This is a genomic window from Xanthomonas campestris pv. campestris str. ATCC 33913 (genome assembly GCF_000007145.1).
In the GTDB taxonomy this organism is placed as follows: Bacteria; Pseudomonadota; Gammaproteobacteria; order Xanthomonadales; family Xanthomonadaceae; genus Xanthomonas; species Xanthomonas campestris.
In genome coordinates this window covers 799,086-813,294 of record NC_003902.1, presented here as the reverse complement: position 1 = coordinate 813,294, position 14,209 = coordinate 799,086, and the positions used below count along the sequence as shown (strand labels likewise).

General features: G+C 65.2%; 14 protein-coding genes. 2 read left to right on the top strand and 12 right to left on the bottom strand.

What is annotated here, in order from left to right; genetic code table 11:
* Nucleotides 1-172: 172 nt before the first annotated feature.
* Together pnuC and XCC_RS03475 are read left to right on the top strand one after the other, a co-directional pair.
* Complete coding sequence (gene pnuC / locus XCC_RS03480; protein ID WP_011035913.1) at nucleotides 173-748, top strand: nicotinamide riboside transporter PnuC; 576 nt, start codon at nucleotides 173-175, stop codon at nucleotides 746-748.
* Between the two features lie 103 nt (nucleotides 749-851).
* Nucleotides 852-1,580 carry a UTRA domain-containing protein gene (locus XCC_RS03475; RefSeq protein ID WP_011035912.1) on the top strand — a complete coding sequence of 243 codons (729 nt, stop codon included), beginning with the start codon at nucleotides 852-854 and terminating at the stop codon, nucleotides 1,578-1,580.
* Between the two features lie 257 nt (nucleotides 1,581-1,837).
* On the opposite strand, the gene XCC_RS03470 is transcribed toward XCC_RS03475, so the two are convergent.
* From XCC_RS03470 to gspE, 12 genes are all read right to left on the bottom strand, one after another.
* On the bottom strand, nucleotides 1,838-2,668 hold the full coding sequence (locus tag XCC_RS03470) for a glycosyltransferase family 2 protein (protein ID WP_011035911.1): 831 nt from the start codon (nucleotides 2,666-2,668) through the stop codon (nucleotides 1,838-1,840).
* Between the two features lie 437 nt (nucleotides 2,669-3,105).
* Complete coding sequence (gene gspD, locus XCC_RS03465; protein ID WP_011035910.1) at nucleotides 3,106-5,385, bottom strand: type II secretion system secretin GspD; 2,280 nt, start codon at nucleotides 5,383-5,385, stop codon at nucleotides 3,106-3,108.
* A complete protein-coding gene (gene xpsN / locus XCC_RS03460; RefSeq protein ID WP_011035909.1) occupies nucleotides 5,382-6,167 on the bottom strand; it encodes a type II secretion system protein XpsN in 786 nt (261 codons plus the stop codon). Before xpsN ends, gspD begins: the two co-directional genes overlap by 4 nt.
* Complete coding sequence (gspM, locus tag XCC_RS03455) at nucleotides 6,157-6,798, bottom strand: type II secretion system protein GspM (protein WP_011035908.1); 642 nt, start codon at nucleotides 6,796-6,798, stop codon at nucleotides 6,157-6,159. The genes xpsN and gspM overlap by 11 nt, the downstream gene beginning before the upstream one ends.
* Nucleotides 6,782-7,903 (bottom strand): PilN domain-containing protein, encoded by a 1,122-nt coding sequence (locus XCC_RS03450; protein WP_011035907.1) that lies wholly within the window; start codon nucleotides 7,901-7,903, stop codon nucleotides 6,782-6,784. The genes gspM and XCC_RS03450 overlap by 17 nt, the downstream gene beginning before the upstream one ends.
* A complete protein-coding gene (locus XCC_RS03445) occupies nucleotides 7,900-8,751 on the bottom strand; it encodes a general secretion pathway protein GspK (RefSeq protein WP_011035906.1) in 852 nt (283 codons plus the stop codon). Before XCC_RS03445 ends, XCC_RS03450 begins: the two co-directional genes overlap by 4 nt.
* Entirely contained in the window at nucleotides 8,748-9,386 is a 639-nt protein-coding gene (locus tag XCC_RS03440; RefSeq protein ID WP_011035905.1) for a type II secretion system protein J, read from the bottom strand. Before XCC_RS03440 ends, XCC_RS03445 begins: the two co-directional genes overlap by 4 nt.
* A complete protein-coding gene (gene xpsI / locus XCC_RS03435) occupies nucleotides 9,383-9,799 on the bottom strand; it encodes a type II secretion system protein XpsI (protein WP_011035904.1) in 417 nt (138 codons plus the stop codon). The genes XCC_RS03440 and xpsI overlap by 4 nt, the downstream gene beginning before the upstream one ends.
* The gene (xpsH, locus tag XCC_RS03430) at nucleotides 9,796-10,305 is read right to left on the bottom strand and encodes a type II secretion system protein XpsH (protein WP_011035903.1); all 510 of its coding nucleotides are present in this window, start codon (nucleotides 10,303-10,305) and stop codon (nucleotides 9,796-9,798) included. The genes xpsI and xpsH overlap by 4 nt, the downstream gene beginning before the upstream one ends.
* A 10-nt stretch (nucleotides 10,306-10,315) precedes the next feature.
* A complete protein-coding gene (gspG, locus tag XCC_RS03425; RefSeq protein WP_011035902.1) occupies nucleotides 10,316-10,747 on the bottom strand; it encodes a type II secretion system major pseudopilin GspG in 432 nt (143 codons plus the stop codon).
* Nucleotides 10,748-11,011: 264 nt separating this feature from the next.
* Nucleotides 11,012-12,229, bottom strand: coding sequence for a type II secretion system protein XpsF (xpsF, locus tag XCC_RS03420; protein ID WP_011035901.1), 1,218 nt, complete (start codon nucleotides 12,227-12,229; stop codon nucleotides 11,012-11,014).
* A 214-nt stretch (nucleotides 12,230-12,443) separates the two neighbouring features.
* The gene (gspE, locus tag XCC_RS03415; RefSeq protein WP_019237945.1) at nucleotides 12,444-14,171 is read right to left on the bottom strand and encodes a type II secretion system ATPase GspE; all 1,728 of its coding nucleotides are present in this window, start codon (nucleotides 14,169-14,171) and stop codon (nucleotides 12,444-12,446) included.
* Nucleotides 14,172-14,209: the final 38 nt, after the last annotated feature.

The window sequence follows — 14,209 nt, the reverse complement described above, 5'->3', positions numbered from 1 at the left end:
CTGCGCCGTGTTCAGCGGCGCAGCGCATGAACCTGCAGCGCGCTGCAGGCTCAGCGATCACGCGCAGCGCCATGACGGCACCCGCACCACCGTGCACGTGCGGCTGATCGGCAGCAATCACATAGCGTCCTGCACACCGTCCAGCCACATCGCATCTGCCCTCCAGGCCACCATGTCCTTGCTCGAATCCATCGCCGTTGTGATCAACCTGCTGGGCGTGTGGCTCACGGCGCGGCGCATTCGCTGGTGCTGGCCGGTGGGCATCGTGGCCGTGGCGCTCTACGCCTGGCTGTTCTACCAATGGAAGCTATATTCGGACATGTTGCTGCAGGGCGTGTACGTGCTGACGCAGTTATATGGGTGGTGGCAGTGGCAGCGCGGCACTGCGCTGGAGACGCGCATCCGCCCGCTGCCAATGCCGCAACGTGAGCTGTGGCTGTCGTTGGGTGTTGGCGCCGGCTTCGCTGCCGCGTTGGGCGCCTACATGCACCACCGCACCGATGCGGCGTTGCCGTGGCTGGACGCGGCGCTCGCCAGCTTCAGCCTGGTGGCCAGCGTGTGGGCCGCGCGCAGGCGCATCGCCAACTGGGTGCTGTGGATCGTGCTGGATTGCGTGTATGTGGGCGTGTTCGTCAGCAAGGCGCTGTACCCCACCGCCCTGCTCTACGCCGGCTTCGTGGGCCTTGCCGTGTACGGTTGGCACAGCTGGAATGCCCAACGGCAGCGCACCCCGGCAAACGCACAGTGACCTGAAACAGGTTTGTGGCCGCATTCTTCATTACCATCGGAGCACTCGTCTTTTCGGTCATCTCCCCGCACATGCTGTGTGTCACCCGTCGGCGGATCGCCGCATGAACGTCTCACGCCAGTCCGCCATCACCGATGCCATCAGCGCGCAGATCGCTGCGGGCGAATGGGGCCCGGACCAGCGCCTGCCAGTGGAGCGCGCGTTGGCCGAGCGTTTCGGCTGCACGCGCATCACCCTGCGTGAAGCCCTGCAGCAACTCGAAGCCGAAGGCCGCATCTACCGCGAGAATCGGCGTGGCTGGTTCGTCAGCGCACCGCGCGTGCGCTACGACCCCACCAGCATTGCCGGCTTCATGCAGTACGTGGCCGCGCAAGGGCGCAAGCCGCGCACCGAGCTGTTGAGCGCCACCCTGCAGCCAGCCGGCGCGGCGTATGCCGCCGCGCTGCGCCTGCACCGCCTGCAAGAGCCGGTGTTCGTGCTGCAGCGGCGGCGCTGGATCGATCGCCGCGCGGTGCTGCTGGAAACCAACGTGGTGCTGGCCGCCTGGGCACCCGGCCTGCTCGAGCATGATCTGGCCGGCTCACTGTCGAGCGTGTTCAACCAGAAACTGGGCCTGTTCCTGAGCCGCAGCCAGTTGTCGATGCACCCGGCCGGCCTGGATGCGGCGCAGGCAATCCTGCTGCAGTCCACCACCGGCACGCCGTGCTTTCGCCTGCAGCGGGTGAGCTTTGCCGAGGACGGCAGCGCGGTGGAACTGGATATCGAATCCTGGCGCCACGATGCGCTGGATGTGGTGGTGCGCACCGAGGCGCCGACGCATTCGGCGCTGTAGCGCCGGGAATCGGGAATCGGGAATCGATGGTGAGCATCGCGCGTTGCGCTCTTCGTTGCGTTAGCGAGCCTAAACGCGGCGAACAACGCGTCGCGACCGATTGAGGGTGCAGCACGCTAGAAAAGCGGTTTATTGCGTATTGAATGGCAGCTGCGCTGCGCTCGTCTCGCAACCGCAAAGACGTTCTTGTCAGTGGCTTTTATGCATTCGGTCGCGACTCCCGCCCTGCACACCGGGCAGACTCGGTCGCGATCGAGCTACGCGTCGAACAAGGTGCGCTGCGGGTCCGGCGGCGGCAGGTCGGCCAGCAGGTGCGTCAGCTGCTCGCGCTGCGCACGCAGCGGGTCGTGCATCAGGAAGTTGGCCAGGCGCGCATGCCAGGCGGGCCACCGCGTGGCCAGTGCGTCCATGTCGCCATCGGCCGGGCGGCCTTCGTGCGGGGACGCGACGAACGCGGTGTCGCACAGCACGTTGCGCCAGCCCAACCCGGCCATGCGCAGGCTCAGATCCGTCAGCGCGGCGTACCACGAACCATAACTGCTGGCATCCAGCCCGCCCGCCTTGCGACGTGCGCTGCCGCGCAACAGCACCGCATGGCCGGCGGCCGACGGCAATTCCGGATGCAGCGGCGGCATCGCCGCGCAGGCGGCAGCCAGGCGTTCGGGTGCCTCCGGCAGTGGATTGATTTCGCCCAACCGTGGCCAGGCACAGGCCTCGCCGGCATTGCTCCACGGGGTGGCGGTGGCAATCGCGGCATCGCGCGCAAAGCAGGCCTGCAGTTGCCGCAGCCAGCCTGGCAATGGGCGCGCATCGATGCCGAGCACCACCACATCGGCATCGCCACAGGCGGCGAGCATTTCATCCAGATGTGCCACCTCCCCCAGCATGCGCTGGCGGCGGGTGTGGTGCGCCTGCAGCTGCGTGCGCGCCAGCCAGTGTTCGATTACCGCGCGCCCGCGTTGGCCGGCCTGCGCATCGTCGGCCAGCCACACCCGCGTGCCGGCGGGTGTGGCCGCATCCAGTGCGCCCAGACAGGCATCCAACGCCTCGTCGTCGGTGCCTACAGGAACCAAAATGACAGGATCCATTCATTCCTAAATCGATATTTCAGCCTAAAAAATATAATCCAATCAAATTTTGAGCAACTCAGAGTACATACCAAAGAGCACCCTCATCTCTGAATTACTAAATCTCCCGGGTGCAGGTAACCGTTGCAATAACTGTCAGCCCCCTGACAGGATCCTGCCACCAAGTATAAGATGTCAGCGGACATGTTTCAGCCGACTTTGCCGACTCCCCCCAACCATCCCTGCTGAAGTAGGCATTCATCATTGCATGGCCGGTAGCGATATTAAGCGCGTTTGAAAGCGGTATGCCACTATACTGAGCGCTATACGACACACTAAAAGGAACTGCACTAGCACTCCCCGCTATAAACGGAGCAAGTAAAAAAAGGCGAGAAAGAAATACCTAAATGGTTTTTTGATGCACATTTCATTTTCTCCACCTATTTTAATCTAGCGAATTATTTATGAACATCCATTGGCCTCATAGACTTAAATTTTGAGCCATACTCGTCAGTTAAGTCACGCGCATCTTGAGGATTACGGACTATCGATGGCGTGATGAGAACGATAACCTCTCTGCGATCACTGTTTTGTGTCTTACGTCCGAAAAGTGCGCCAACAACTGGCAACTTACTAAGGAACGGTATGCCATTACTTCCGTCAGTTGTACTGTCGTCGATAAGACCTGCCAGCATGATGGTGTCGCCATTTTGAACAGCCGCCTCCGTTTTAACGCGTCGGGTGTTGATGTCGACATTGCATGCGGCACTGTTAACCGTTGTAGTGGCTGCAGCTGTGCAAGCAGCTGGTCGAGCACCAGGCGTACTAACCTCCTGAACAATATCGAGAAAAACCATGCCATCCTTCGTCACACGCGGACGCACCTTTAGAATCACACCTGTGTCTATGTATTGCACAGATGAGAAGCTGCTATCACTACCCAACCCAGTATTGATTGAAGTGGAATTTATGGGGATCCGCGACCCCACATTAAGCGTCGCCTCCGCGTTGTTACGCACGAAAACAGATGGCGTTTGCAGAAGGCGCAGATTAGTTACCTGATCTAGCGCACTAATAATCGCAGCTGCATTTTTTCCAAGAAATGTCCAAGCGACGCCATTGCTCGTAACGCTACCCGAAACATCCCCCCAAATTCCCCTGCCAGCAGCCGAGGGTAGATTGGGGCCACCGCTTCCATCAGCATTGGATGGCGTGGTGACTGCATTTTCGAAATACCAGTTAACGCCGTACTGCAATCGACCAGTTAGCGTCACTTCTGCAATTTGAGCCTCGATGTGGACCTGCATAGGCATCACATCGAGCTTTTCAATCACATCGCGAATAGATTTCCATGCCTGAGCACTTGTGCGCACAAGTAGTGTGTTGGTCTCAGCAACTGCAGAAACACCAACTTTGTCGCCCTCCACCTCCAGCGTAACGCTACCGTTCTGGTTGGTACTAGGCGGTAGCTGAAGCATGCCGCTGCCGCTACTTCCGCCGAAGCTCCCTGACGTACCCGACTGACTCGAACCATTACTCGTGCCACCTATATCTCCACCAGTGGCGCCACTGCTACTTCCAAGACTTTCATCCCGATCGGCCCCACCGCTATTATTGCCTAACATATTCACAACACCGCCCGGCACCAAAGAAGGACCGCTATTACCGCCATTGCCACGCCCGCCGAACACTTCCGACAGGCGATCGGCCAGGTCCTTGGCCTTGATGTATTTCAGCTCATACGAAAACAAGCGCACGCCGCCACCGGCGCTGTCGATGCGGTCCAGCCACTGCTGGATCTGGTCCAGATAGCGCGGCTGCGGGGTGATCACTAGCACCGCGTTGGCATTTTCCAGCGGCATGAAACGGAACATGCCGGCACTGGGGGTCTTGCTCTGTTCGCCGAAGACCTTTTCCAGATCGGCGCTGATCTTTTCGGCCTTGCCGGACTGGATCGGGAACACGCCCACCGACATGCCCGACAACCAGTCCACGTCGAAAATCTGCACGGTGCGCAGATAGTTTTCCAACTCGGCGCGGGTGCCGCCCAGGGTGATCACGTTGCGCGAGGCATCGGTGCCGACGATGGCGTTCGGGCGCGCGTACGGCTCCAGCACCTTCTTCATTTCGCTGGCGGAGATGTACTTCAGCGGCACCACGCGCACCTCGAAGCCGCGCGCGGCCGATGGCGAGGCCGTGCTGGGCGCGACGGTGCCGGCCAGCGCCTGGTCGGCCGGCACGATGTTGTAGCGGCCACCGCTGAACACCATGCGCGCGTTGTTCCAGCCCAGTACCATCTCCAGCAGGTTCAAGGCCTGCGCGGGCGACACCGGGTTGGGCGTGGCCAGGGTGACGGTGCCTTGCACGCCCGGGGCGATGACGTAGTTCTGGCCGAGCATGTCGCCCAGGATCGCCTTGACCACGGCCTGCACCGATTCGCCTTCGAAGTTGAAGGTGGCACTGCCGCTGCTGGCCATGCCCAGGGTGGGCGATGGGGCCGCGGCGGCGCTCTGGTTGATCATGGTGCCGCTGCCGCGCCGGATCACCGGGGTCGGCTTGGCGCTGGCGTTGCCGTCGGCGCGTTGTTCGGCGGTGGTCTGGGTGGCGCCGGCGGCGCCGACTTGCGGATCCAGGCGCGCGTCGCGGCGCACGTCCGGTGGCGGAGTGGTGGCGCAACCGGCCAGCAGGCCAATCAGCAGGGACACGGGAAACAGGCGCGGCGTCATGCGTTCACTCATTGGGTCTGACCGGGGGTGGAGCCGCCCTGGCGCTGCTGTTGCAGCTGGCGGCGTCGGGCTTCGATACGTTCACGGATGGCGCGCATCTGCTCATCGGAGGGGCGTGGTGCTTCCTGGGCGCCATCGCTGCGCTGCGGCGGCACCGTCGGCGGCGCCTGGCCACCGGGCTGCTGCTGCGGCACCTCGGCTGGCGGCGGCGCGGGTGTTGCAGGTGCCGGCGGGACATTCGGCGGCAATGGCGGGACGGCACCGGGCGCCTGCGGGCGGCCCCCGATGGCGGTTGGCGGCTGCCCGCCCTGGCCGTTGAACACCTGCAGCTCCAGGGTCTGGGTGCCGCCCGGGCCTTCGATGGTTGCACTGCGCGGCTGCAGGGCCAGCAACCGGTATCCCTTCACCGCATCGCCGCCCAGCTGCACCCGCACCGAATCGGCCGGATCCAGCGTCAGCGTGGCCATCTTGAAGGTGGAGGTCAGCAGCACGCCGGTCAGGCGCACCGTGGAGGCGGCGCCGCTGCCGTCGTTGCCGGACAGGAAGAACGGGTGCGGCAGGCGATCTTCGGCAAACGCCGGATGCGCGGCGATCTCGGCGTATTTTTCGAACGGCCCCAGCCGCTCAGGGGCCGGTGCCGGCAACGCCGGCAGGCGCTGCACCAGGGCCGGGTCATCGGGCAGCAATTCCACCCGCTTGCCCAGGCCGGCCACGGCCAGCACGCAGACCAGCAACGCCCAGCCGACCACGGTGGCCAGCAACCAGGTGCGCAGGCCGATCATTTCAAGGCGCATTGCTGGCCTCCCCGGCGGCAGGCGCGGCGCCGGTGTTCACCGGGCCGGCATTGCTGCCTGGCCGCAGGTAGCCGGCCAGTTCGAAGGCGATATCCAGGCCGTTGCCGCTTTCGTTGGGCGAGAGCTGGTAGCGCTGCGCCATCACGTTGAGGTTGTCCACGAACAGCCGCGGCGTGCCGTTTTCCAGGCTGTACAACACCGAGGCCAGTTCCGGCGTGCCGCAGCGCAGGCGCACCTGCACCGCCACGCGGGTGAAGCGCTTGGTTTCCGGCTGCAGCGGCGAGCGGTTGCTGATCGCGCAGCTGCGGTTGCCCGGGCTGGCGTCGACCACGGCACGTTCCAGCCGCTGCACCAGCCCGGCCGAGGCCAGCTCGGCGGAACTCTCCGGCAAGAAGCCGGGGCGGCTTTGCAGCGTCTGCCTGGCCTGCTGCAGGCGCTGGCTGACCTGCGGGGCCTGTTGCAACTGCACGCGCACGCGCAATTCGCGTTCGCGCAGCGATTGCAGGTCGTCCTGCACGGCGAGCATCGGCTGGGTGAACCAGGGGTGCACCAACACCAGATACGCAACGCCCATCACCAGCAGCAACAGGCCCAAGGCGATCCAGCGATCGCGTTTAACGCTGCGCGGCATCGGCGGCCTCCTTGGCATCGGGACCGGCCAGTTCGGCGGTGATGGTGAAGCGGTCCACGTTGCGGCCGGCATCGCTCTGCAGCACGCCGGTCAGCGATGGCGTGTGCCACAACGGCGAACCTTCCAGACGGCGCACCAGCGAGGAGGCCTCCTTGCTCAAACCGATCAACTGCAATTGCCCGCCCTCGACCGAAAACTTTTCCAGATAGGTGCCGCTGGGCAGGCGGCGGCTCAATTCGTCCCAGATTTCCACCGAGGTCGGACGCGTGGCACGTTGCTCCTGGAAGAACGCTGCGCCCTCCACCAGTTCCAGCAACTGCTGGCGCTCGGCGGCCACCTGGCGCGCGCGCCCGGCGTTGGCCTGCACCTGGGCACGCAGGTCGTCGGCGGCCTGGCGACGGTTGTCCAGCAGCAGCCAGCCGGCCACCGCGAGCAACACCAGCGCGGCGACGGCGAGCAGCAGATTCCAGCGTTGCATCGGGTCGCTGCGGCGCAAGCGGCGGGCCGGCGGCAGCAGGTTCACGCCCAACGGCGCGCCGCGCGCATCGGCCACGTCGATCCCGGACAACGCGTTGCTCCAGGCCTCGGGCACGCCGGCCGGGCCGTCGATCATGCGCCGCGGCACCACCACCAGCTCGGCATCGAGCTGGCCGTCTTCGCGCACGTCGAGCACGCGTGCATCGAAGTACACCTGGTCGGCAGTGAACGGGGTCTGCCGGTCGATCTCGAAGCGCGCCACGTCCTGCAGGCGTGCAGCGGCGGCGGCAGGTAGCCGCAACGGGCGGCGCAGCGCATGGCTGGCCGGCAGCAGCCAATGCTGCGGCAAGCCTTCCAGCGCGGTGGGCAGCAGCGCGTTCACTTCCTGCGGTTGCACCGGCCACGGCAGGCTGGCGACGGTGTCGCTGGTCTGGTCGCGCTGACGCAGCAACTGCAGCGCCTCGCCATCCAGCTGCAATAGCAGCCGTGACTGCGACAGGCCAAGCTGCCACTGCCAGCGCTGCGGCAACCACGCCAGCAACGATTGCTGCCACCAACGCCAGAAGCCGCCCGCGCCGGGCATGGCGCGAACGCCAATGCGTCCCAAGGTATCCCGCCACGCGGTCATTGCACTGCTGCTCCCTCTTCCCAACGCAAAACGGTGTAGGCGGACCCGGGCAGGGCCGACGCACCGGTGCGCACGACCGCACGCAGCACGGCCTCGCGTCCCTGACTCAGGCGTGCCCGGCTCTCGATACTATAAGTGTCTGTCCCACCAAGCGTCGCGTCGCTGCCTGGCAAACCCAGCGGCGCGTCACGCTGCGCCAGCAGTTGCTGGGCATCCAGACCCATGGCAGTGAGCACCGGGCCGGTGGCAAAGCGCGCTTCCGGGCGCGAACGGCCGCTGTACAAGGTGACATGCGGCAACAGCTTGCGGTACAGCTCTGCGTCCATGCCCAGCACCAGGCGCAATTCGCCCAGCGTTTCGAACGGACCATCCTTGGCGCCATACGGCAGCCCGGCATCGGCGTAGTCGCGATCTTCCGCACCACCGCCCGGCTGCGTGAGCGTGTCGCCATCGCGCCAATCCACGATTGCGCCAGCCAGGCGCACATCGCGCCCGGCTTCGCCACCCACTGCGCGCACCAGCCCGGCGAGCAGCGTTGGCTCGGCCATGTTCAGATCCACCTTGCCGCTCTCATCGATGATGCGGATCTCCACGTTGGCATCGTCCATCTGCCAACGATAACGGCGCCCGTCCGGACGCCAGCGCGCTTGCGGCTCGCCGCTGCTCAAGCGCGACAGCGCGTATTCCATGCCGGCGCGTGCGTATTCCTGTGCCTGGCCGCCGTTGCGCAGCATGGACCCCTGCAGCGCTTCCACGCGCGCGGTCAACGCAAACGCGCCGATCATCGCGGTAAGCAAGGCGATCAACCACAACACCAGCACCAGCGCTGCACCGCGCATCGTCCTCACTGCGCCAGCGCTCCACCGCCGCCGGACTGCGGCAGCGCCACCACCACCGGCGGCCAGGCCGCGCCGCCGCTGCGGATGTCGATGCGCACCAGCAAGGGCAGGCGATCATGCCATTCCCATTGCGGCAGCCACCCGCTCAGCGCACCGCTTTGTGGATCGAGCCCGCGGTAGCGAAAGCTCACCTGCTGCACGTCATCGGCCAGCGTTTCAGCCGGCAAGGCGTTGCCTTCTTCGATCTCCTTGCCCGACTGCAACATGGTCAGCGCAATGGTGAGCGTGCGCTGCTCGCCATCGCCCACCACCGACACGTCATGCAGATACGGCCCGCCGCGGCCCAGATAATCCGGCACATCGGCGGCAAACCGCATGCGCTGCGGCTCGCCGACGAACAGCATTGGTTGCTGGCTTTGCGTATCGATGCCCATCGCGATCGGCAACGCCGCGGACAACCGGCGACGCAGGAATTCTTCTACCGCGCGCGTGCGTTCGCTGCGTTGCGCAATGGCTTCGCCGCGCTGGCTGATCGCGCTGGCCGAGCGCAACGTGGCAAAGGCCAGCGCCAGCCCGCCGACCAGCAGCATCGTGGCCAGCAGCACTTCGATCAGGGTGAACCCGGCAGCGCGCGGACGCATCACGCGGGGTTGCCCTGTGCGGTGGCCGTCACCAGCCGCAACGTGCGCCATAACAAGCGCTGGTTGGGTTGCTCGCCCCACCGCACCACCAAGGTGAGCTGCAGCAGCGTGGGGGCGCTCGGGTCTACCGGCGCCTGGGCATTGCGACGCGGTTCGTCGTAGGGGCGCACATCCAGTGACCAGCGGAAATGCCCGTCTTCCAGGCTGCCTTGCTGCTGCCCCGGCACCAGCGGTTGTTCCATGCCCTGCACGGCCAGCAACGACTGCGCATGCAAGGTGGCGCGGGTGCTGTCATCGGCCCCACGCACCTGCCGCGCCGCACCGGACAAGGAGCCCAGCAACAGCGTCAGTGCCAAGGCGAGCAACGCAAAGGCCACGATCACTTCGATCAACGAATAGCCGCGCTGATGCTTCATGGCGCTGGCGTCCGCAGCGGGCCGGAACGCACCTCGCCGGTGATCCAGCCCACGTCCACGCGCCAGCGCGCGTCCTTGATAGTCAGGTCGATGCGCCCGCCGGTGGAGGCGCCATCGGCGAAGAACTGGATGGCGCCCTGGTCCTGGCGCGATTGCACCTGCCGCGCACCGGTGAAGCGCACCTCCAGGGCAGCAGGCAGGTCGCCGTGATGGCCGCCGGGCGCTTCCCAACGCCGCTGCTGCGGGTCGATCAGAAAGCGCTGCGGCGTGCCAGTGGCGATGGCCTGGGTGCGCGTGTAGCGCAGTTGCGCGGCGATGGCCTTGCCGGCGCTGCGCAGACGCATGCCGTCGATGCCGCCGGTGAGCGCGGCGGCGGCCAGCACACCGGCCAGCGCGATCAGCGCGATGACCAGCAGCATCTCCAGCAACGAGCTGCCACGCAGCTGCCTGCGCACAACGGGCGCAGCGCGGTGCGGGTGCAGCAACGGCAGACGCGCAACGCGCATGGGCTGCGGCTTACTGGTACTTGATGTCCGAGTCGTAGCTGCTGCCGCCAGGGCGGCCATCCTTGCCGAGGCTGATCAGGTCGAAGGCCTGGCCATCGCCGGGCACGCGGTATTCGATGGTGTGGCCCCACGGGTCGTTGAGTTCGACCGGTTTGGCGTACGGGCCCAGCCAACCGCTGCTGCCGCCGGGCTGGGTGACCAGGTCATCGAGCTTGCTCGGCAACTTACCCGTGTCGAGCTGGAAGTTCTCGATCTTGCCGGCCAGGGTCTGGATCTGCGACTTGGCAAGGTTCGCCTTGCCGCGATCGGCACCACCGAGCACGCGGCTGCCGACCAGGGTGAGCACCGCGCCGATCAGCACGATGACGATGATGATTTCCAGCAAGCTCATGCCGGCCTGGCCTGCGCGCGACGGACTGCGGGTGATGGAACGCTTGATCATGAACGATTTCCTTGCACGTCGATGAAGGATGCTGCCGCCAGAAGATGACACGGCCGGCACTGCAATGGTTCCCGCATGGGTGTCATGCGGTCACCGAAACGTTGTGGTGGATGTGGTGCGTGTACACGGGAGCGCGCGGCAGCATGCGAAGCGATGTCGCCAATTGCACGCAGAGAACCGGCAGGCAGCGCGGCATCAGCGATGCGCATGCCGGTTGCCAGGCGCACATCTACGCCTGCTGCGCGCCGCACGCGGCCACCACGCTCAACCGATGGCATTGGTGAGGTCATACAGCGGTACCAGCACCGAAATGATGACAAGCCCCACCACCGAGGCCAACACCAGGGTGATCAGGGGCACCAGCGCGGCCAGCGCGCGGTCGATGGCCTGCGCAGTTTCCAGCTCGAAGGTGTCGGCGGTCTTGAGCAGCATGGTGTCCAGTGCGCCCGACTCCTCGCCCACCTGGATCATTTGCAGCGCCAGCCGCGGGAATCGCTTGCCGCGCGCCAGCGACATCGACAGACCATGCCCGTTCTTGACGTCGTCGGCCGCGGCGGCCACATCTTCGACCAGCGCGGTATTGGACATCACGTTGCGCGCGATGCCGATCGCGGCGAGCAGCGGCACACCGTTGCGCAACAAGGTGCCCAGCGTGCGCGTGAGCCGCGCGGTTTCCAGCCGTGCGATCAGGCTGCCGATGACTTTCTGGCGCAGCAGCCAGGCATCCAGCGCCGCACGGAACGCGGCATTGCGGCGCTTGCGATCCAGCCATAGACCGAGCACGCCAGGAATCACCACCAGCACGAGCCACCAATCGCGCACCAACAGGCCAACGCTCAGCACCGCCTGGGTGAACCACGGCAATGCCACATCCAGGCTTTCGTACATCTGCGCGAACTGCGGCACCACATAGCCAAGCAGGAACAGCAGCGCGCAGCCGACCACCGCCAGCAGGATCGCCGGGTAGATCAGCGCGTTGATCACCTTGCCCTTGAGTGCGCGGCTGCGTTCCAGGTAGTCGGCCAGGCGCTGCAGGGTGTCCTGCATGCTGCCGCCGGCTTCGCCCGCGCGCACCATGTTGATGTAGAGCTTGGAGAACAGCCCGTGCTGGCGTTCCAGCGCCACCGACAGCGGCGCGCCGCCGCGCACGGTGTCGCGGATGTCGGCGATGACGCGGCGGCTTTTGTCGTCTTCGGGCAGATCCATCAGGATCGACAGCGCGCGGTCCAGCGGTTGCCCGGCGCCGATCAGCGTGGCCAGCTGCTGGGTGAACTGCACCAGCGCGGCATTGTCGAACGGCTTCTTCCGCAACAGCATGCGCAACGACGGCGAACCGTTTTCGCCGGTGGCCAGACGCGTTTCTACCGGCAGGTGGCCTTGCTCCTGCAGACGCAGCGCCACCTCGGCATCGTTGGCCGCTTCCATCTGACCATCGAGCATTTCGCCGTGCGCATCGAGCGCCTTGTAGCGGTACAGGGGCATTAGGCTGGGAGGCCGGGAATTGGGAATTGGGAATCGGGAATGGGGTGAGGCGCTTGGTCTCGGGGATTTTGGGGTCGGGATTTGGGATTTGGGAAACGCGCGGCGCTGCAGTGGGTTGGTGTGAATGCCTTTGCATCACACCGCATGCGTGGGACTACCTGAAAGTCCACGTTAGATCTCGCGCATGCTGCGCGCGTTGCCGCCCTCGCTGCTCTCACGCATCCTCCGTGACGCGCAGGACTTCTTCGATGGTGGTTTCGCCACGCAGGGCCTTGGACAAGCCATCTTCGTACATGGTGCGCATGCCGGACTTGCGCGCCAACTGCTCGATCTCGCCCATGCCGGCGCGGCGCATCACCGCGCGGCGGAGTTCGTCGTTCATGACCAGGAACTCGACGATGGTAGTGCGGCCCAGGTAACCGGTGGGCGCTGCCGCCGTGGCACGCGGGCGATACAGGAAGATCTCGCCGTCTGGCTGCAGCCGGCGCAGGTCGAAGCGTTCGATCTCTTCCGGCGATGCGGCATAGCGTTCGGCGTTGGCCAGGTCGAGTTTGCGCACCAGGCGCTGGGCCAGGATGCCGTTGATGGTGGAGGTCAGCAGATAGTCTTCCACGCCCATGTCGAGCAGGCGGGTGATGCCGCCAGCGGCGTTGTTGGTGTGCAGTGTGGAGAGCACCAGGTGGCCGGTGAGCGCGGACTGGATCGCGATGCGCGCGGTTTCCAGATCGCGCATTTCGCCGATCATGATGATGTCCGGATCCTGGCGCACGATGCTGCGCAGCGCGTTGGCGAAATCCAGCCCGATCTGCGGCTTGGCCTGGATCTGGTTGATGCCTTCGATCTGGTATTCCACCGGGTCTTCGACAGTGATGATCTTGACGTCGGAGGTGTTGAGCTGGCTCAGCGCGGTGTACAGCGTGGTGGTCTTGCCCGAGCCGGTGGGCCCGGTGACCAGCATGATGCCGTGCGGTTGTTCGAGCACCTTGCGAAATTGCGGCAGGAAGTCTTCGGTGAAGCCGAGCTTGTAGAAATCGAACACCACCGTTTCACGATCGAGCAGACGCATCACCACGCTCTCGCCATGCGCGGTGGGCACGGTGCTGACACGCAGATCCAGCTCCTTGCCCTGCACGCGCAGCATGATGCGGCCGTCCTGCGGCAGGCGGCGCTCGGCGATATTGAGCTTGGCCATGATCTTGATGCGGCTGATCACCGCGGCGGTGAGCTTGGCCGGCGGGCTTTCGCCTTCCACCAGCACGCCATCCACGCGGTAACGCACCTTGAGCCGGCTTTCGAACGGTTCGATATGGATGTCCGAGGCGCGCAATTCCACCGCGTGCTGGATCACCAGATTCACCAGGCGGATCACCGGCGCTTCGGAGGCAAGATCGCGCAGCGCTTCGATGTCGTCGGTGCTGCTGGCATCGCCGTCGGCGGTTTCCACGATCGTGCCCATTGCGCTGCGGCCCTGCCCGTACCAGCGCTCGATCAGATCGTCGATTTCCGAGCGCAGGCCTACTTGCAGCAGCAGCGGCAGTCCGGTGGCCAGGCGCACCGCATCGATTGCGTAATCGTCGTAGGGATCGGCAATCCACAGGTCGAGCCGGCCGTCGCGTTCGCCGACCGGGCACAGATGGAATTGCTTGAGAAAGCGCAGCGACAGGCCCTGCACCTCAGGCAGCATTTCCGGCGGGGTGTCGCCGAGCTGGCGTGCATCCACCAGCGGCAGGCCGAGCACCTCGGCGCAGGTCTCGGCATGATCGCGCTCGGACACCAGCCCCAACCGGCCCAGCAGCGCCAACAGGCCCATGCCGGATTCGGCCTGCAACTGGCGCGCGCGCAGCAGGTCGGTGTCCTTCAGACGACGGCGTTCAAGCAGTGCTTCGACGATGCGCGTTTCTGCACTTCGCTGCTCAATTGGATCGACGGCAACCGCGTTCACACTCGTCTCCACAAGTCCGGCGCCGACTGTAGCAGTTT